Raw genomic sequence first — 18,762 nt, forward strand, 5'->3', positions numbered from 1 at the left:
CCTCCACACCTACAACCACCACCGCTGCCACACCGCAATCGGAGGGCAACCTCCGATCAGCCGCGTCAACAACGCTGCGGGTCAATACACCTAGGCGCTGTCGGGGCGGCCCGTGGCGACCGCGTAGAAGGCGACCGCGGCCGCCGCGCCCACGTTCAGCGAGTCCACGCCGTGCGCCATGGGGATGCGTACCCACTCGTCGGCCGCCACCAGGGCCTGCGTGGACAGTCCGTCGCCCTCGGCGCCGAGCATCAGCGCGACCCGGTCGATCCGGTGGGGAGCCGCCTCGTCGATGGCCGAGGCCTTCTCGTCCGGGGTGAGGGCGAGCAGCTTGAAGCCCGCCTCCCGTACCGCCTCCAGGCCCTTGGGCCAGGTGTCCAGGCGGGCGTACGGGACGGAGAAGACGGCGCCCATGGAGACCTTCACCGAGCGGCGGTACAGCGGGTCCGCGCAGTCGGGCGACAGCAGTACGGCGTCCATACCGAGTGCGGCCGCGCTGCGGAAGATCGCGCCGATGTTGGTGTGGTCGTTGACCGCCTCCATGACCACGACCCGGCGGGCGCTCCGGAGCAGTTCGTCGGCCGTCGGCAGCGGCTTGCGCTGCATGGAGGCGAGCGCCCCGCGGTGCACGTGGTAGCCGGTGACGCGTTCGGCGAGCTCCGGGCTCACGGCGTACACAGGGGCCGGGAGCTCGTCGATGACATCCCGCATGACGTCGACCCACTTGGCCGAGAGCAGCATCGAGCGCATCTCGTAACCGGCGTCCTTGGCCCGTCTGATGACTTTCTCGCCCTCGGCGATGAAGAGGCCCTCGGCGGGCTCGCGCTTACGCCGCAGCTCGACGTCGGTCAGGCCCGTGTAGTCGCGCAGACGCGGGTCGTCGGGGTCGTCGACGGTGATGAGATCAGCCACAGGGTGATACTGCCTTGTCCGGGGGGAGGTGCCAACGGCTCGGGCGGGGATTGGTTACCGCTGGTTACTTCTGTGGGCCCTCGGCGACGACATCGCCGATGACGATGACGGCCGGAGGCCGGACGTCCTGGGCGCTGACCGTCTCCGCGACCGTCGCGAGCGTGGCGTCCACGCGGCGCTGGGCGGCCGTCGTGCCCTCCTGGACGAGGGCGAGCGGGGTGTCGGGCGCCTTGCCGTGGGCGATGAGCGCCTCGGCGATCGCGCCGATCTTGTCGACACCCATGAGGATCACGAGGGTGCCGGTCAGCTTGGCGAGCGACTTCCAGTCGACGAGGGAACGCGGGTCGTCCGGCGCGACATGGCCGCTGACGACCGTGAACTCGTGGGCGACGCCCCGGTGGGTGACCGGGATGCCCGCTGCGCCGGGGACCGAGATCGCGCTGGAGATTCCGGGGACCACCGTGCAGGCGATGCCCGCCTCGGCGAGTGCCTGGGCCTCCTCCATGCCGCGGCCGAAGACGAACGGGTCGCCGCCCTTGAGGCGGACCACCGACTTGCCCGCCTTGGCGTGCTCGATGAGCGCGTTGTTGATGGCCTCCTGGGCCATGAAGCGGCCGTACGGGATCTTCGCGGCGTCGATCACCTCGACATGCGGAGGGAGTTCGTCGAGCAGGTCGCGCGGGCCGAGGCGGTCGGCGATGACGACATCGGCCTCGGCGAGGAGGCGGCGGCCCCGGACCGTGATCAGGTCAGGGTCGCCGGGACCGCCGCCGACCAGCGCGACGAAGGGGGCGCGGGCGCGGCGGTGGGGTGCGGCGAGGGACCCGTCGCGGAGGCCCTCGACGATGGCGTCGCGCACGGCGGCGGAGCGGCGGGGGTCCTTCCCGGTGAGGACCGCGACGGTCACGCCCTCGCTGCGGCCGGTGGCCGGGGTCCAGGCGGTGGCCGCCTCGGCGTCGTCGGAGCGTACGCACCAGGTCCTGGTCCGCTCGGCCTCGGCGGACGCGGCCTCGTTGGCGGCGGGGTCGGAGGTGGCGACAAGCACGTACCAGGTGTCGGCGAGGTCCCCGTCCTCGTAGCGGCGCTTCGTCCAGCTGATCTCGCCGGCCTCCGCCATGGCCTCGACGGACGGCGTCGCCGACGGCGAGATCAGGGTGACGTCGGCGCCGGCCCCGATGAGCGCCGGCAGACGGCGCTGGGCGACCTGGCCGCCGCCGATGACGACGACGCGGCGGCCGGAGAGGCGGAGTCCTACGGGGTACGCGGGGTGCTCGACGTTCTCGACGTTCTCGACGTGCTCGGCCATGGCGGTGCGGCTCCTCGGGGCGGCGGTGCGGGGCCGCTGCGACGGTGAAGCGGCTGGTGGGGACGGGGATGAGGGTCCTGGCGACCACGATACGGCGTCGCGGTCACCCGGTACCGGGCAACCCCATCCACCCGGCCCGTCCGGCGATTGAGGACGGACACACCGGCCACGCCCGCGGTACCGGGCAAGCCCCGGTACCGCGGGCGGCCGGGCTATTTCTCCGTGACGCCCGCCGAGTCGAACGTCGCGACCTCGTGCATCGCGCGGGCAGCGCTCTGGACCAGCGGGAGGGCCAGGAGCGCGCCCGTGCCCTCGCCGAGGCGGAGGTCGAGGTCGACCAGGGGGCGCAGGCCGAGCTTGTTGAGGGCCGCGACATGGCCGGGCTCCGCGCTGCGGTGGCCCGCGATGCAGGCCGCGAGAGCCTCGGGCGCGACCGCGCGGGCGACCAGCGCCGCAGCGCCCGCCGACACACCGTCCAGGACGACCGGCGTACGCAGCGACGCGCCGCCCAGGATGAAGCCCACCAGCGCCGCGTGCTCCAGACCGCCCACCGCCGCGAGGACGCCGACCGGGTCGGCCGGGTCGGGCTGGTGGAGCTCCAGCGCGCGCCGGACGACATCGACCTTCCGCGCGTGCATCTCGTCGTTGATGCCGGTACCGCGCCCGGTGACCTCCGCCGCGTCCACCCCCGTGTACACGGAGATCAGCGCGGCCGACGCCGTCGTGTTGGCGATGCCCATCTCACCGGTGAGCAGCGCCTTGTTGCCGGCGGCGACCAGATCGCGGGCCGTCTCGATGCCGACCTCGATCGCGGCGAGCACCTCGTCGCGCGTGAGCGCGGGCCCCGTCGTGAAGTCGGCCGTGCCGGGGCGGACCTTGCGCGGCAGCAGGCCGGGCGTGGCCGGCAGGTCGGACGCCACGCCGACGTCGATGACGCAGACCTCCGCGCCGACCTGGTTGGCGAAGGCGTTGCACACGGCTCCGCCGCCGAGGAAGTTCGCGACCATCTGGCCGGTCACCTCCTGAGGCCAGGCGGTGACGCCCTGCGCGTGCACGCCGTGGTCCCCCGCGAAGATCGCGACCGCCGCAGGCTCCGGGATCGGCGGCGGGCACAACCGGGACAGCCCGGCCAGCTGCGCGGAGATGATCTCCAGCATGCCGAGCGCTCCGGCCGGCTTGGTCATCCGCTTCTGCCGCTCCCAGGCCTCACCGAGCGCCTTGGCGTCCAGGGGACGGATGTTGGAGACGGTCTCCTGGAGCAGGTCGTGCGGCTCCTCGCCGGGCAGGGCGCGGCGGCCGTACGTCTCCTCGTGGACGACCCAGGACAGCGGGCGGCGCTTGGACCAGCCCGCCTGCATCAGCTCGGGCTCCTCGGGGAACTCGTCGACGTAACCGACGCACAGGTAGGCCACGACCTCGAGGTGTTCCGGAAGGCCGAGCGCGCGGACCATCTCGCGCTCGTCGAAGAAGCTGACCCAGCCCACCCCGAGACCCTCGGCGCGGGCGGCGAGCCACAGGTTCTCGACGGCGAGGGCCGAGGAGTACGGGGCCATCTGCGGCTGGGTGTGCCGGCCGAGGGTGTGGCGGCCGCCGCGCGTCGGGTCGGCCGTGACCACGATGTTCACCGGCGTGTCGAGGATCGCCTCGATCTTCAGTTCCTTGAACTGCTTCGCCCGGCCCTTCGGCAGCGACTTGGCGTAGGCCTCGCGCTGACGCTGCGCCAGTTCGTGCATCGTGCGGCGCGTCTCGGCGGAGCGGATGACGACGAAGTCCCAGGGCTGCGAGTGGCCGACGCTGGGCGCGGTGTGCGCGGCCTCCAGAACCCGGAGGAGCACCTCGTGCGGGATGGGGTCGGAGCGGAAGCCGTTGCGGATGTCGCGGCGCTCGCGCATCACGCGGAGCACGGCCTCGCGCTCGGCGTCGTCGTAGCCGGGGGCGGGGGCTGATACGGGAACGGGGGTGCTGCCGGTGCTGGTGACGGCTTCGCCGTCCGGGACGACCGGCTCCGACGGAGGCTCCGTCTCCTCGGCCGCCTGCGGTTCCGCCGGTTCGTCGAGCAGCTCGGGCTCGCCCGTGGGCTCCTCCATGGGCTCCTCCATGGGCTGCGCCGCCGGCTCGTCGTCACCGCCGCCGTTGCGGGAGGCGGGTACGACGGCGATCGCCTCGGGCTCCGGCTCGGGTGCGGGAGCGGGCTCCTCGGAAACGGGACCTTCGGCTGCGGGACCTTCCGAGGCGGGACCTTCGGCTGCGGGACCTTCCGAGGCGGGAGCTTCGGCTGATGGAACTTCGGCTGCGGGAACTTCGGCTGCGGGGTCGGCGACGGCGGCCTGCTCGGCGGGCTCCGCCGGCTCCTCCGCGGGGGCGGGCTCGGCTGCCGACTCCACCGACTCGGCTGCCGCCTCCACGGCCTGCGGTTCGGGCGCGACGGCAACGGGCTCCGTCGCGAAGCGCTCCTCCTCGGCCGGAACCATCACGGCGACCGGTGACGGGGCCAGGTGCGGCGTGGTCGGAAGCGAGCCCTCCACGGGCACGAACTGCCCGACGGGCACGGGCTCCGGAGCCATGACGGGGGCCTCGGCCGGGACAGCGGCCGGGGCGGCCGCAGGGGCAGCCAGGGCCGTGTCGGAGGCGACCTGAACGGCCTCAGGGACGACCGTTTCTGCTGGAGCCGCGACGACGGGCGCCCCGGGCACGGGAGTCCACGGGGCCGCGCCCTGCGGCGGAATCTCGCCCAGCTGCGGCGCGGCGAGCACCGCCGCCCCTTCGCGCGCTACGTCGAGGTACTCGGGCCCCGTGGTCGGCGGGCCCGCATGGCGGACGGCCATGGGGTGCGGCGGCGTGTGGCCGCCCCCGCCGGCCGGCTGCCCGGCCGGTCCGCGGTCCGAGAGGGAGCGCACGACACCACCGGTGGCGTCGGGCACCGGCGGGCCCATGTGGAGCGGACGACGCGCTGGAGGAGGCGTGGGGGCGGACGCGGGCGGCGGGACACGTACGCCACCGAGGTCGAGCGAACCGGAGTCCCGGCCGCCGGCCTCGTGCGCCCCCGCCTCGTGCACCGCGTGCGCGTGGACCAGCGGCTCGGGCGCGACCTGGTGCGGTACGGGGACGACCTGCTCGGCCATGACCGGCTCGGCCGCGACCTGCTCGTGGACCACCGGCTCCGGGGCGACGGGCACTCCGGACCCGGGGACCGACGCGGTCTCCGGGGCCATCGGCGCGGCCGGCGCGACGGGCTCCGCCGTCATCGACTCCGCCGGCGCGGGCACCACATGCGCCACCGCCTCCGGCGCCACCGGCTGCGGCATCGCCTGCTGCGGCATCGCCTGCTGCACGGCCGCCTGAACGGCCGCGGCGGCAGCGCCCGGAGCCGCGCCCTCCATGGGCAGTTGCGCGGCGGTCGCGGCCGGGGCCTGTGACGCCACGGGAGCGGCAGGCGGCACGACCGGGGGCGCGGACGCGGCCGGCGGAACCATCGACTGCGGCTCGCTCCACGCACCCTGCGCGCCCGGCATCAGCAGCAGGTCGTCGTCCTCGCCGGCGGATTCGGCTGCGTGCTCGGAGGGGTCGAGGAAGGTGTATGCGCCCGGAGCGGGGATGCCCGGCTGCTCCACCATGCCTGCGTTCTCCGGCAGCCCCTCGCCCGGGATCTGGCCGGTGTCAGTCATGCGTACCCCTCGCCCATCGGTTGTGCTCCTTCAGACCTTCGCCCGGGGCGCCCGATCGCGGCACACACATGGCGCCCGTCAGTACAAGAACGAGCGTGTGCGCCGCGCGGCACGAAAAGCCCACAGACACCAAGCATTGTCGTGGCCGTTCGCCCCCATGGCAGCAGGATCCGCCACGGTTCGCTGTGGACTGCGCCACGTTGCGCGTCCCCCGGTCGCGCCGTACCACAGCAGGACCCAAAACGGTCCCCTTTTCCGGACATTGACGAACGAATCGACGAACGGCCGGCTGCGGTACAACGATCGGCCAGCCTACCGCGCCGCCGTACGGCGCCAGGGGCAGGGGGCGTCAGAGGGCCTGATCCCGCCGGTGGCCGGCGAGCAGGAAAACGACCGACCGCTCGCGCTCCGACCAGGCGCCGGGGTCCAGCTCGACGGACTGGAGCAGGGCGCATTCGACGGCGTAGCCGCCGTCGGCCAGGGCCGCGCCGATCGCCTCGGCCTCGTCGCGCGTGGAGGCATGGGTGACGATGCGCTCGGGACGCCGGTCGGCGCAGGCGGTGACCACGGGCACTCCCCCGCCACCGATGCGTACGACATCGGGCTCGGGCAGCCGCTCCAGCACGTGCGGCGCACGGCCGCGAACAGTCTCGAGCTGAACGCCGTGGCGGCGCGCGGCGGCTTCGGTGCGCAGACAGGCGGCGGGGTCGTCGTCGACCGCGATGACCGCGGCGCCGAAGCGCGCGGCGTCGGCGGCCAGCTCCCCGCTGCCGCAGCCGATGTCCCAGACGAGGTCGCCGAGGCGCGGGCCGAGGCGGGCCAGCTGCGCGGCGCGCAGCTGCACCGACTCGCCCTCGCCGAGCGGCGGCCGGGCGTGCTCGCCCGGCCGGACATGCTCGCCCATGTGCTCGCGGCCGCTCTCCCGGACGTCCTCCCGGTCGGGCTCCGGGGGCAGCGCCCAGCCGCGCACCTGCGAGGGGTAGCCGGGCTCGCGCCCGGCCACCCAGCCTCCGCCGGTCACCGACGCGGCGCCCCCGATGACGATGACGACGTTCGGGTCTCGCCAGGTGTGGTCGGCGACCTTGTCGGAGGTGAGCACGGTGACCTGTTCGCGCTCGGTGCCGAGCTCCTCGCAGATCACGAAGGTGCGGTGGACGCCCTCGAGGAGGAGGGCGAGTTCGGCCGGGCCCGCTCCGGGTGAGGTGAGGACGGCGACCTTGGTGTGGGCGCGGCAGACGTTGACCGCACGCCGGAGCGTACGGCCGTGGGCGACGACGACCTGGGCGTCGTCCCAGGGCATCCCGGCGCGGGCGAAGGCGGTGGCGACGGACGAGACGGCGGGGACGACCTCGACCTCGAGTCCGTGCTGCGGTGCCCTGAGCGTCCGTACGACGCCGAAGAAGCCGGGGTCGCCGTCGGCCAGGACGACGGGGCTGCCGCGGTGCGCGGCGATCCTGCGGGCTGCGAGATCGACGCTGCCGAGCCGGATGCGCTCGGCGCCCGCGGGCACCTCGGGGAGCGCCAGATGGTGGGCGGCGCCGGCGACGAGCGTGGCGGCGGCAAGGGCGGACCTGGCGGCCGAGGGCAGGGGTGAACCGTCCCAGCCGATCACCGTGACCCGGTCGGCCATCGTCGTCTGTCTCCTGGAGTTCGCTGAGGTCGCCGACGGTCTCGCCGACGTTGTCCCAGGTCGTGAGCGTACCTGGTATCAGTTCCAGTCGGCGAAGGAGGAATATCCGGCATCGGCCATCTGGTCGGCGACGCCGTCGAGGTCCTCGGGGAGCAGGCTCCAGACGATCAGGTCGGTTCTGATGTCCGCCCAGCCGGTCTCGGTCCGGGTGCGCGCTATCCAGGCGTTGCGCAGGACACCTTCGCTGATGCAGCCGATCTTCTGGGCGACCTGCTGCGATGCGGTGTTGTCGGCGGCCGTCCGGATCTCCAGTCGCTCGAACTTCTGGTCGCGGAAGAGCCACTGGGCGACGGCGAGCATGGATTCGGTGGCATAGCCCTCGCCGCGCGCCCAGGGGGCGGTGGCATAGGCGGCCTCGGCGGCGAGGACACGCCAGTCGGTGTTCTGCAGATACACGATGCCGACGAGCCGCTGGGTGAGGAACTCGGTGACGGCGAAGACGATGCCCCGGCCCTCCGCGCGCTCAGCAGGAGCGATCCTGCGCACCCAGTCCTCGGCGTCCTGCTGGGTGTACGGGTGGGGCACGGAGGTCCAGGTGGTGACCATCTCGTCGTTCATCATCTCGGTGTGGGCCGGGATGTCGGCGTCCTCGAAGGCGCGCAGGACCAACCGCTCCGTGCTGATGGAGATGTCCGGGAAGGTGGTAGTCATGCGCAGCTCCATGCCGAAGACCGTCGTGAATGTCGTGAAGGCCGTAAGGGCACAGCATGCAGCATCGGGTGAGGGATGTGCATGGCCGGGTCGGTACGCGGAGGACATGCCGAAGGAAACGCGGCGGTGACGCCGAAGGCCCCGAGCACCACGGGGATGCGCGGGGCCTTCGCCCACAAGGTCCTTACGTGTGCCGTTACTTGGCGGCGGCACCGAAGGCCGGGACGACGGAACCGTCGTAGGTGTCCTCGATGTACTTCTTCACCTCAGGGGAGTTGAGGAGCTTCGCGAGCTTCTCGACGCGCGGGTCCTTCTCGTTGCCCTCCTTGACGGCGAGGAAGTTGGCGTAGGGGTTGCCCTCCGCCTTCTCCAGCACCAGGGAGTCCTTGGCGGGCGCGAGGTCGGCCTCGATGGCGTAGTTGCCGTTGATGACGGCGGCGTCGACGTCGTTCAGGGCGCGGGGCACGGTGGCGGCCTCCAGCTCCTTGAACTCCAGGCCCTTCTTGTCGGTGATGTCGGAGAGCTTGGCGTTGGTGCCGACACCCGGCTTGAGGGTGATGAGGCCGTTCTCCGCGAGCAGCTGGAGCGCGCGGCCCTCGTTGGTGGTGTCGTTGGGGACGGCGATCGTCTGGCCGGCCTTGATGTCCTTGAGGGACGTGACCTTCTTGGAGTAGAGGCCGAGCGGCTCGAGGTGGACGTTGACGACCGGGACGATGGTCGTGTTGTTCTTCTTGTTGAAGTCGTCCAGGTACGGCTTGTGCTGGAAGAAGTTGGCGTCGACCTGGCCCTGCTGGGTGGCGGTGTTGGGCAGGACGTAGTCCGTGAACTCCTTGACCTCCAGCTCGAGGCCGGCCTTGTCGGCAAGGTTCTTCTTGACGAAGTTCAGGATGTCGGCGTGCGGCGTCGGGGACGCGGCGACGACGAGCGGCTTGGACCCGGCGGCCTTGTCGCCGGAGTCGGCCTTGGCGCCCGGGTCGGAGGCGGTGCCGCAGGCAGTGAGGCCGAGGGTGAGGGCTGCGGTGGCGGCAGCGGCCGCGGTGAGCTTGATGGTCTTGCGGTGGTTACGCACGAAAAGTGCCTCTTTCTGGTGTTGCGGTGGTGACGCCCGGACAAGGAGTGCGGGCCATGGGGGGCAGATGAGGTCAGGCGGTGCGGCCGCGGCGGGCCAGCAGGCGCACGACTCCGTCGCCGATCAGCTGTACGGCGGTGACGACGGCGATCAGGATGACGACGGTGATGAGCATGAACTGGGTCTCGAAGCGCTGGAAGCCGTAGGTGACGGCCTTGGATCCGAGGCCCTCGCCGCCGACCGCGCCGGCCATCGCCGAGTAGCCGACGAGGACGATCACGGTGGTGGTGATCGCGGCGACGATCGAGGGCAGGGCCTGCGGGAGCAGCACCTTGCGGATGATCGTCGGGATGGAACCGCCCATGGACTGGACCGCTTCGACCAGTCCGTGGTCGACCTCGCGGATCGCCGTCTCGACGAGTCGCGCGAAGAAGGGGATGGCGCCGACGGCGAGCGGCACGATCATGGCGGTGGGGCCGATGAAGGTGCCGACCACCGCGGTGGTGAAGGGGATCAGCGCGATGAGCAGGATGATGAACGGCAGCGAGCGGCCGATGTTCACGATCACGCCGACGACCTTGTTCACCGGGGTGTTCTGCAGCAGTCCGCCCTTGTCGGTGAGGACCAGCAGAATGCCGAGCGGAAGTCCGCCGGCGACGGTGACGACCGTGGACCAGAGCACCATGTAGAGGGTGTCGATGGTGCCCTGGGTCAGCAGCGGCTGCATCTCGGACCAGGTCACTTGACGGTCTCCTTCACCAGCGGGGTGTTCTGTGCCGGCACGGCGGCGGCCGGCGTGTCCTCGTCGACGACCTCGACCTGGAGGCCCTGTTCGCGCAGGAAGCCGACGGGTACGACGTTCTCCTCGTAACGGCCGGGCAGTTCGATGCGCATCCTGCCGATCTGCTTTCCGCCGACGGTGTCCATCGCGGCGCCGAGGATCGAGATGTCGATGTTGTACGTGCGCGAGAGCTGCGAGATCACCGGCTGGGTGGCGGCCTCACCGTGGAAGGTGACGTCGACGACCGTACGGTCAGGGCCCGAGGCGGCCCCGGTGACCGGGAACAGCTCCTGGGCGAGCTCGGAGCCGGGCGTGGCGAGCAGTTCGCTCACCGTGCCGGACTCGATGATCCGGCCCTGCTTCATCAGGGCCGCCGAGTCGCAGACCGTCTTGACGACGTCCATCTCGTGGGTGATGAGGAGGACGGTGAGTCCGAGCTGCCGGTTGAGGTCGCGCAGCAACTGGAGGATCGAGCGGGTTGTCTCCGGGTCGAGGGCGCTGGTGGCCTCGTCGGAGAGGAGCACCTTCGGATTTCCGGCGAGGGCGCGGGCGATGCCGACGCGCTGCTTCTGGCCGCCGGAGAGCTGTCCGGGGTATGCCTTGGCCTTGTCGGCGAGGCCGACGAGGTCGAGGAGTTCGAGGGCGCGGCGGGAGCGCTCGGCACCGGAGACGCCGAGGATCTCCAGGGGCAGCTCGATGTTGTCCTTGACGCTGCGCGAGGACAGCAGGTTGAAGTGCTGGAAGACCATGCCGATGCGGCTGCGCGCCCGGCGCAGTTCCTTGCCGGCGCGGTTGCCGCGGCCCGCGAGGGCGGTGAGGTCGACGCCGTCGACGGTCACGGTGCCGGAGGTGGGACGCTCCAGCAGGTTGACGCAGCGGATGAGGGAGGACTTTCCGGCGCCGCTGCGGCCGATGACGCCGAAGACCTCGCCCTCACGGACGTGCAGGTCGACGCCGTCCAGAGCGGTGACGTCGCGGCCTCGCGACTGATAGACCTTGGTGAGGCCCGTAGTGGTGATCACAGGGGTTTCCGTCACTGTCGAGTGCACGGCGTGCGGTTCCGCCGGGCACGGGGCATGTCGTCTTGGGGACAGCAGGGCGCAGCACGGGTGACTGGGTGGCAGCGTGCACGCGGGGCAGACCGGTCCGGCAGTCTTCGGCGGACGCGGCGTGGCTGTCGGGTCTCGCTTCGGGGCGCGAGGCTCAGGCAGGGGCCCTCAGAAGGCGCACATTCGACACATACAACGAGCACCGGGCGTCGTGTTCGCCTCGGTCGCAAGGGTGCGGCTGCTCGTCGTGGTCATGCGGGCAAGTAAAGCAGACACGCGTGCGAGCGGATCACCGGTGTCCGTATAGCGGACTCGCTTGATCCGGAGTGCGGACAGCCCGGCCGGCCGCGGTGCCCTCGATCCCATGGGCCGTGGCCGGCGGGGCCACGGCGGAGAGGGTCCTTGACGACGACGTCCGGGAGAAGCTCGGCCGGCTCGTTGTGGCCAAGGCCAAGGCCAAGACCACGGTCGTTCCGGGCACGATGCCGGACCGCGTCCGGGCCCCACCGCGTCCGGCACGGTTCCCGGCCCCGGTCCGGGCACGGGGGGCGAGCACCAGGGGCCGCTCGGCCCGTAATACCCTCGGCTGCATGCTCGACGCCCTCACGATCGCCCTCTCCGCGGCCGCGCTCGCCCTCGCCGCCTGGTGCGGTTTCGCCGCGTACCGGGACCAGCCGACGAAGGACTGGCACTTCATCGGCATGGCCGTGGTGACGGTGCTGGCGCTGGCCCAGCTGGTGACGGGGATCGTGCAGCTGGCCCGTGGCGAAGAGGCCGACGAGGGCTCGGTGATCTTCGTCGCGTATCTGCTCGGCACGTTCGCCGCGATCCCGGCGGCCGGCTTCCTGTCGCTGACCGAGCGGACGCGCTGGGGTTCGGTGACGGTCGCGGCGGGTGCCGTGGTCCTCGCCGTCCTGGAAGTACGGCTCTACGACATCTGGAAGGCCTGACGATGACCGACGCCGCCACCGACGCCACCGGCGTCACCGAGGAGCGGCCGGGCGGACCGCGGACCCGGCTGGTCCGCGGCCCCGGCGTACTGGTCGTCTGGCTGTACGGCGTGATGTCGGTGGGCGCGGTGTCGCGCTCGGTCTACCAGATCGCCACGGAGTACGAACGGGCCCCGCTCGCCTACTCCCTCTCGGCGATCGCCGCCGTCGTGTACGCGTTCATCACGTACACCCTGGTGCGCGGCGGGGAGGCGGCCCGCAGGGCGGCGCTGGTGTGCTGCGCCGCCGAGCTCGTGGGCGTACTGGTCGTGGGCACCTGGACGCTGGCGGATCCGTCCGCGTTCCCGGATGCCACGGTGTGGTCCGACTACGGAATGGGCTACCTCTTCATCCCGGTGCTGCTGCCGGTCACGGGAATCCTGTGGCTGCGCAAGGCCCGGCGCTGAGCCGGGCGTTCGTCCGCTACGCGCTCGCGGCGTAGTCCCGAGCGTCGGCGTCCTTCTCCAGGGTGATCAGCGTCAGCCTCGGGCCGACCTCGCGGGTGGACACGGGTGCGTAGCCGTGGCTGCGGTAGAGCCGCAGATTGCCCTCGCTGCGGTGGCCGGTGAAGAGCTGGAAGCGCTTGGCGGCCGGCTCGCCCGCGAAGTGCGTCTCGATGGCGTCGAGCAGCCGTCCGCCGAGGCCGTGGCGCTGCATCCGCGGGTGGACGATGAGCTTGGCGATCCTGGCCGTGCCTGCGTCGTCGATCTCGCCGCGTACGGACGCGATGACCTCCTCGCCGAGGCGGGCCACGAGGGCGTGTCCGCGAGCCAGCTCGGCCCGCAGGTCGTCGAGGGTCTGGGTGAGCGGTTCGATGCCGTAGTCGCCGTAGAGCTCCGCCTCGCTCTGGTAGCACAGGTACTGCAGCTTGAGGATGTGCTCGGCGTCCTGCGCCGCCGCCGCTGAGATGCTCACGCTCATACCCATGTGTGCATGCCTCCCGCTCACCTGTCGCCCGGTTGTCTACCGCTCCTTTCCCCGGAGTTCAGGAGCCGCAACCTCTGCCCCGAGCATTCTGCGCAGACATCCCAGGCAACGGGAACGCATTGGCCCCAGACTTCCTTGTGAGATACCCAACTGTCCTGCGATTTCTCGGTAGGTGGGGTCCACCGGGGACAGCATCGCAGTCAGCAGCCGCGGACAGTGTCCTGGAGTACGGGCCACCGCGGCACGCAACACCCGGCGCCGTTCGGCGACGAGGGCCGCCCGCTCAGGGCACGCCGTGGGTCCCGCCGCCGGTTCGTCCGCGTAGGGCCGCTCCCGCAGGACCCGCCGCCGGGCGCGGCGGGCCTCGTCGCGTACGGCTCCGCGGACCCAGCCGGCCGCGTCGGCGGGCGGCCCTTCGGCGTCGAGCCGTTCCAGCAGCCGTACCCACACGTCCTGTTCGATGTCCCCGGAGTCCAGGGCACTGTCGTCCGCCTCCGCTCCGGCCTCCGCGACGACGAGCGGCTGCAGCACGCGTACGAGCGCGCTCGCCGCACCGGGCGACGCGGCGCCGGACGAGGCCGCGCCGGATGCGGCGGCGCCGAGGGCCGGACGGCGGTGTCCGCCCTCCGTAGCGGGCTGCGTGGTGAGGGCAGGCAGGAAGGCGATGTCTTCGCGGGGGGTCATGTCCGGCGGGACGTCACCGCCGCGAGCTGTGGTTTCGACGGCGGCCCGCTCTCACCCGACCGCATGACTGCCGTTCAGCCGCTGACGCACGCCCGCCGGGCAGCGGCGGGTGCCCCTGCCCGGCGGTCGCCGCGCGCTGCGGCGGGTCAGCCGTCGACGAAGTCGGCGCGGGCGAGCAGTCCCGTGTCCGGGTTGTCGGTGAAGATGCCGTCGATGCCCTGCTCGAAGTAGACCTTGAGGGCGCCGAAGGCGTCGCCGTACGCGTTCGGGTCGGTGCCGCGCCGGAAGTCGGCGGGCAGGAAGGAGTTCTCGTTCCGCATTGTGTACGGGTGCAGGATCAGCCCCTCCGCGTGCGCGTCCCGGACCAGCGTGGTCGGCGTGCCGAGTTTGCCGCTCGCGTCCTTCGGGATGATCAGGTCGAGGGTCGGTCCGATGCCCTGCGCGAACGAGGCGATCCACCGCAGGCCCTCGGGCTTGACGAGGTCCGCGACCGTGCGCGGGTCGCCCGCCTGGACGAAGTCCCAGGGGCGGGTGCTCGCGCCGGAGAGCAGAACGACGCGCGGCGAGGAGACGAGCTTCGCGAGCCGCTGGATGCTGCTGGGCTCGAACGACTGAAGGAAGACGGGCGAGTTCGCGCGATGGCGTCCGTACCGGCGCAGCAGCTTCGCGAGCGGCTCCTCCAGGCCGAGGCCGATGCCGCGGAAGTAGGTGGGGTGCTTGGTCTCGACGTGCAGCCAGACGGGGGCGCCGCGGCGGTGGCCCTCCTTCTCCGCCCAGCGCAGCACCTCCTCGAAGGTGGGGATCTCCCAGCGGCCGTCGTAGAGGCTGTTCTCCTGCCTGGTGCCGGGGATCCGCTCCTTGGCCCGCAGGGTCTTCAGTTCGGCGAGCGTGAAGTCCTCGGTGAACCAGCCGGTGAGGTTCGTTCCGTCGACGGTCTTCGTCGTCCTGCGCGCGGCGAACTCGGGGCGGGATGCGACGTCCGTCGTGCCCGTGATGTCGTTCTCGTGACGGCAGACCAGATGTCCGTCCTTCGTGGGCACGAGGTCCTGCTCGATGACGTGCGCGCCCATGTCGAGGGCCAGCTGGTACGAGCCCAGGGTGTGCTCGGGTCGGTAGCCGCTCGCGCCGCGGTGCGCGATGACCGTGGGCACGGGCAGCCCGTGGCGGCCGGACCCGTACGCCTGGCCCCGGCCGTCGGCGCCGTGACGTTCCTGCGCGTGCGCCGCCGAGGCGGCACCGAGACCGAGCGTCGCCGAACCGAGCACCGCGGCGCCCAGGACGGTGCGCCGCCCGGGGGTCCTGTCCGCACCGTGTGTCATGAGCGCTCCTCCAAAGGGATGTGATGTCCCGCACCTGTCGGACGGGGCCTGCGCGGCGCACGATGCTAGGTGCCGGGACGTTACGTGCGGCAGACGCTGGGCGAACGCGTCGAAAACTCGGGTCAACACTGTGTATCCACTCGGTGAACCCAATGTGCGCGGGGGCCGGACCCGCGAGTATCGTCCTCACCTGCAGAGACTTCGCCGGCCGTTCCCGCCCGCCCATGACTTCGGAGGACCCGTTGTCCCGCTTGTCGCTCATCAAGGCAGTGCTCGGACCGATCCTGCGCCTGATGTTCCGCCCCCGGGTGGAAGGCGCTCAGCACATTCCCGGGGACGGCCCGGTCATCCTCGCCGGCAACCACCTCACGTTCATCGACTCGATGGTCCTGCCGTTGGTCTGCGACCGGCCGGTCTTCTTCATCGGCAAGGACGAGTACGTCACGGGCAAGGGTGTGAAGGGCCGGCTGATGGCCTGGTTCTTCACGGGCGTCGGCATGATCCCGGTCGACCGGGACGGGGCGAACGGCGGAGTCGCGGCGCTGATGACGGGCCGCCGGGTGCTGGAGGAGGGCAGGATCTTCGGCATCTACCCGGAGGGCACCCGCTCCCCTGACGGCCGCCTCTACCGGGGCCGTACGGGCATCGCACGCCTGACCCTGATGACGGGCGCGCCCGTCGTCCCGTTCGCGATGATCGGCACGGACAAGCTCCAGCCGGGCGGCGCGGGCCTGCCGCGTCCCGGCCGGGTGACCGTCCGCTTCGGCGAGCCGATGGAGTTCTCGCGCTACGAGGGCATGGACCGCGACCGCTATGTGCTGCGCGCGGTGACGGACTCGGTGATGGCCGAGGTGATGCGCCTGTCCGGCCAGGAGTACGTGGACATGTACGCAACGAAGGCGAAGGCGGCGTAGCGCTCGACATGGCTTGAACGGGTGGGCCCCGGCCGGGTGTGACCGGTCGGGGCCCGCGCAGCTCTGGGGGTGGGACGCATGCCCACACCGGTTACGGGTGCTCGATGCCGTCGGCCAGCTTCTGGCCGCGCAGCAGGAACCACGCGGCGGCCGCCGTGGCGAGCAACACCGCCGCGCCCACACCCGATGCGAGCCTGAGCCCGTCGACGAACGCCTCCTGGGCCGCGCCGACGAGCGCCGCACCCTGCTCCTGCGGCAGCACCGCGGCCGCCTCGACGGCGCCGCCCAGCGACTCGTGCGCCGCGGACGCAGCGCCCGACGGCACCCCGGCCGGGGTCACGAAGTCGCGGTAGACGCCGGTCACGACCGAGCCGAGCAGGGCGATACCGAGCGCCGCTCCGAGTTCGTACGCCGTCTCGGACACCGCGGACGCCGCGCCCGCCTGCTCCTTCGGCACGCTGGACAGGATCACGTCCGCCGTGACGGTGAACGAGAACCCGGCGCCGATACCGACGACGAGCAGGGCCGCGCCGAGCGACGGATATGCGGTCGACCGGCCGATCAGGGTCAGGGCGGCGAGTGCGAGCCCGACCGCGGCGAGACCGCCGGCGACCACGGACCGTACGGAGAACCGCCGGGCGACGGTGCCCGCGACCAGACCGGTGGCCACGGCGCCGATCGCGGCGGGGAGTTCCGCGAGTCCGGCCTCGAACGGCTGCCTCCCCTGGACCAGTTGCAGGAACTGGGAGAGGAAGAAGACGAGCCCGGACAGGCCCAGGATCGTCAGCAGGTCGGCCAGCACCGCGCCGGAGAAGCCCCGGTGCCGGAACAGCCGCATGTCGAGCAGCGGCGCGGGCAGCGTCAGCTGTCTGCGGACGAAGCCGTGCAGTCCGGCCACGCCGATGAGCGCGGAGGCGACCGTCTCCCAGGTCAGCCCGTGGGTCGCGGCTTCCTTGACGGCGTACACGACGCCGACCATGCCGATGAGGGACAGCGCGACGCTCATCAGGTCCCACGGTCCTGCGACCGGGTTCTTGGACTCGGGCAGCAGCTTGATGCCGACGAGGACGAGGACCGCCATCACGGGAAGGTTGATGAGGAACACCGAGCCCCACCAGAAGTGCTCCAGCAGGAATCCGCCGACGACCGGACCGACGGCCGCACCCGCCGAGGCCATGGCGCCCCAGATGCCGATGGCGAGGCTGCGCTCCCTGGGGTCGTGGAAGATGTTCCGGATCAGCGCCAGGGTGGACGGCATCAGGGTGGCACCGGCGACACCGAGCAGGGCGCGAGCGGCGATCATCATCTCGGGCGTGGTGGCGTACGCGTTGAGCACGGACACCGCGCCGAAGGCGACGGCACCGCTCAGCAGCAGCTTCTTGCGGCCGATGCGGTCGCCGAGGCTGCCCATGGAGACGAGCAGGCCGGCGATGACGAAGGAATAGACGTCGCCGATCCACAGGAGCTGGGTGGCCGACGGTTTGAGGTCCTCACTGAGGAAGGGCGTCGCGAGGCCGAGTACGGTGGCGTCGACGGCCACCAGCAGCACGGCCAGCACCAGTACCGCGAGCGCGAGCCAGCGCCCGGGGCGGTACAGGGTGTCGTCCGTCCCGCTCGGGCGCTGGACGGTACTGCTGCTCATTTCTCCACACTCCGTCGTGCTCCGCCGAGCAGCAGCTCGGCGATCATGTACTGGAAGTCGTTCTTGGCGACCCGGCCGTCCATGACGGACCAGGCGCAGGTGCCGATCAGCCCGTAGAGGGCCTCGGTGAGCCATGCGGGCGAGAGGTCGATGCGGAACTCGCCCTGCTCCTGGCCCCGCCGGAAGAGGGCGGACACGCGGGCGTCGAGCCTGGCCCAGCCCTCGTTCATCTGGTCGCCCTCGAACAGCTGGTTCTCGGTGACCAGGAAGGCGAGGAGCTCTGCGGCTGGCTCCATCTCGGCGATCAGCCGGCGCAGCGCGTCGCTCGCACCGCCCTCGTCGAGCCGGGCCCGGTCCAGGGCGGCCTCGAACTCCTGGATACCGAAGGCTTCGAGCGCCCTCACGAGGGCGTCCCGCCCCGCGAAGTGCCGGTGCAGCGTGGCGCGCCCGATGCCCGCCGCGCGCGCGACCTCGTCCATCGTGGCGGTCGACTTGCGGGCGAGGAGGGCGGCGGCGGTGCGGAGCACCTGTTCACGGTCCATGGCCATGAGACAAGCATACACCGAATGAGACGTCAATGTCTCATTCGATAAATCGATGCCTCACTGAGAGGCTGAGGGAGATCCTGTGCGCATGAAGCCGCTGCTGCTGATCGACATCGACGGTCCGCTCAATCCGTACGGCGGGAAGCCGGAGCGCCGGCCGGATGGCTATACGACCCATCGGATGCGGCCGAGCGGCTGGACGCACGACAAGGCGCTGCGGGTCTGGCTCAACCACGGGCACGGTCGCGAACTGCTGGCCCTGGCCGAGTGGTACGAGCTGGCATGGGCGACGACCTGGAAGGGCGAGGCCAACGAGTGGGTGGGCCCGCATCTGGGGCTGCCCGAACTCCCGTTCATCGACTGGCTCGTGATGCACGGGGCCTCGCCGCGCGGGACGTTCTGGAAGACGCAGTACGTGCTCGACTACGCGGCCGGACGGCCGTTCGCGTGGATCGACGACGAGATCACGCACCTGGACAGGGAATGGGTGCAGCAGCACCATCTTGCCGACGCACTGTTGTTGCGCGTCGACCACCGGATCGGACTGACCCGGCCGGACTTCGACGCGCTCGCGGACTGGGCGTCGGCGCTCCCGCGGGACTGAGGGCCTGGAAAACAC

Annotated in this window: 17 protein-coding genes; 4 read left to right on the top strand and 13 right to left on the bottom strand. The window is 71.7% G+C overall.

All coding sequences use genetic code 11. The features are described from left to right. Window positions 1–90: 90 nt before the first annotated feature. The 8 genes from ACWCXB_RS23375 to ACWCXB_RS23410 all read right to left on the bottom strand — a co-directional run bounded on the left by ACWCXB_RS23375 (window position 91) and on the right by ACWCXB_RS23410 (window position 11,096). Entirely contained in the window at window positions 91–912 is an 822-nt protein-coding gene (locus tag ACWCXB_RS23375) for a TrmH family RNA methyltransferase (RefSeq protein WP_450725415.1), read from the bottom strand. A gap of 64 nt (window positions 913–976) precedes the next feature. Further along, window positions 977–2,218, bottom strand: a complete 1,242-nt coding sequence (cobA, locus tag ACWCXB_RS23380) for a uroporphyrinogen-III C-methyltransferase (protein WP_450725416.1) — start codon at window positions 2,216–2,218, stop codon at window positions 977–979. A 212-nt stretch (window positions 2,219–2,430) separates the two neighbouring features. After that, complete coding sequence (gene cobT, locus ACWCXB_RS23385) at window positions 2,431–5,883, bottom strand: nicotinate-nucleotide--dimethylbenzimidazole phosphoribosyltransferase (protein ID WP_450725417.1); 3,453 nt, start codon at window positions 5,881–5,883, stop codon at window positions 2,431–2,433. A gap of 349 nt (window positions 5,884–6,232) precedes the next feature. Then, window positions 6,233–7,513 carry a precorrin-6y C5,15-methyltransferase (decarboxylating) subunit CbiE gene (cbiE, locus tag ACWCXB_RS23390; RefSeq protein ID WP_450725418.1) on the bottom strand — a complete coding sequence of 427 codons (1,281 nt, stop codon included), beginning with the start codon at window positions 7,511–7,513 and terminating at the stop codon, window positions 6,233–6,235. A 78-nt stretch (window positions 7,514–7,591) separates the two neighbouring features. Beyond that, a complete protein-coding gene (locus ACWCXB_RS23395) occupies window positions 7,592–8,236 on the bottom strand; it encodes a GNAT family N-acetyltransferase (protein WP_450725419.1) in 645 nt (214 codons plus the stop codon). A gap of 184 nt (window positions 8,237–8,420) precedes the next feature. Beyond that, window positions 8,421–9,293: a MetQ/NlpA family ABC transporter substrate-binding protein gene (locus tag ACWCXB_RS23400; RefSeq protein WP_450725420.1), complete on the bottom strand. Its 873-nt coding sequence runs from the start codon at window positions 9,291–9,293 to the stop codon at window positions 8,421–8,423. A 73-nt stretch (window positions 9,294–9,366) separates the two neighbouring features. Beyond that, window positions 9,367–10,035, bottom strand: a complete 669-nt coding sequence (locus ACWCXB_RS23405) for a methionine ABC transporter permease (RefSeq protein WP_450725421.1) — start codon at window positions 10,033–10,035, stop codon at window positions 9,367–9,369. Beyond that, window positions 10,032–11,096 carry a methionine ABC transporter ATP-binding protein gene (locus ACWCXB_RS23410; RefSeq protein WP_450725422.1) on the bottom strand — a complete coding sequence of 355 codons (1,065 nt, stop codon included), beginning with the start codon at window positions 11,094–11,096 and terminating at the stop codon, window positions 10,032–10,034. Before ACWCXB_RS23410 ends, ACWCXB_RS23405 begins: the two co-directional genes overlap by 4 nt. A 617-nt stretch (window positions 11,097–11,713) precedes the next feature. Between ACWCXB_RS23410 and ACWCXB_RS23415 the strand changes: the two genes are divergently transcribed. Then, window positions 11,714–12,073 (top strand): hypothetical protein, encoded by a 360-nt coding sequence (locus ACWCXB_RS23415; protein ID WP_450725423.1) that lies wholly within the window; start codon window positions 11,714–11,716, stop codon window positions 12,071–12,073. 2 nt (window positions 12,074–12,075) lie between these two features. Then, window positions 12,076–12,519: a hypothetical protein gene (locus ACWCXB_RS23420; RefSeq protein ID WP_450725424.1), complete on the top strand. Its 444-nt coding sequence runs from the start codon at window positions 12,076–12,078 to the stop codon at window positions 12,517–12,519. Window positions 12,520–12,535: 16 nt separating this feature from the next. On the opposite strand, the gene ACWCXB_RS23425 is transcribed toward ACWCXB_RS23420, so the two are convergent. The 3 genes from ACWCXB_RS23425 to ACWCXB_RS23435 all read right to left on the bottom strand — a co-directional run bounded on the left by ACWCXB_RS23425 (window position 12,536) and on the right by ACWCXB_RS23435 (window position 15,042). After that, complete coding sequence (locus tag ACWCXB_RS23425) at window positions 12,536–13,039, bottom strand: GNAT family N-acetyltransferase (RefSeq protein WP_450725425.1); 504 nt, start codon at window positions 13,037–13,039, stop codon at window positions 12,536–12,538. Between the two features lie 36 nt (window positions 13,040–13,075). After that, a complete protein-coding gene (locus ACWCXB_RS23430; RefSeq protein WP_450725426.1) occupies window positions 13,076–13,723 on the bottom strand; it encodes a sigma-70 family RNA polymerase sigma factor in 648 nt (215 codons plus the stop codon). Window positions 13,724–13,869: 146 nt separating this feature from the next. Beyond that, the gene (locus ACWCXB_RS23435; protein ID WP_450725427.1) at window positions 13,870–15,042 is read right to left on the bottom strand and encodes a glycerophosphodiester phosphodiesterase; all 1,173 of its coding nucleotides are present in this window, start codon (window positions 15,040–15,042) and stop codon (window positions 13,870–13,872) included. Between the two features lie 152 nt (window positions 15,043–15,194). On the opposite strand from ACWCXB_RS23435, the gene ACWCXB_RS23440 reads away from it, so the two are divergent. Next, window positions 15,195–15,956 carry a lysophospholipid acyltransferase family protein gene (locus ACWCXB_RS23440; RefSeq protein ID WP_450725516.1) on the top strand — a complete coding sequence of 254 codons (762 nt, stop codon included), beginning with the start codon at window positions 15,195–15,197 and terminating at the stop codon, window positions 15,954–15,956. A gap of 91 nt (window positions 15,957–16,047) precedes the next feature. On the opposite strand, the gene ACWCXB_RS23445 is transcribed toward ACWCXB_RS23440, so the two are convergent. Next, window positions 16,048–17,598 carry an MFS transporter gene (locus ACWCXB_RS23445; RefSeq protein ID WP_450725428.1) on the bottom strand — a complete coding sequence of 517 codons (1,551 nt, stop codon included), beginning with the start codon at window positions 17,596–17,598 and terminating at the stop codon, window positions 16,048–16,050. Beyond that, window positions 17,595–18,146: a TetR/AcrR family transcriptional regulator gene (locus ACWCXB_RS23450; RefSeq protein ID WP_450725429.1), complete on the bottom strand. Its 552-nt coding sequence runs from the start codon at window positions 18,144–18,146 to the stop codon at window positions 17,595–17,597. The genes ACWCXB_RS23445 and ACWCXB_RS23450 overlap by 4 nt, the downstream gene beginning before the upstream one ends. An 85-nt stretch (window positions 18,147–18,231) precedes the next feature. Here ACWCXB_RS23450 and ACWCXB_RS23455 point away from each other — a divergent pair, with 85 nt between their 5' ends. After that, window positions 18,232–18,747, top strand: coding sequence for a hypothetical protein (locus ACWCXB_RS23455; protein WP_450725430.1), 516 nt, complete (start codon window positions 18,232–18,234; stop codon window positions 18,745–18,747). Window positions 18,748–18,762 lie beyond the last annotated feature (15 nt).

Source organism: Streptomyces sp. NPDC001514, from assembly GCF_053597075.1.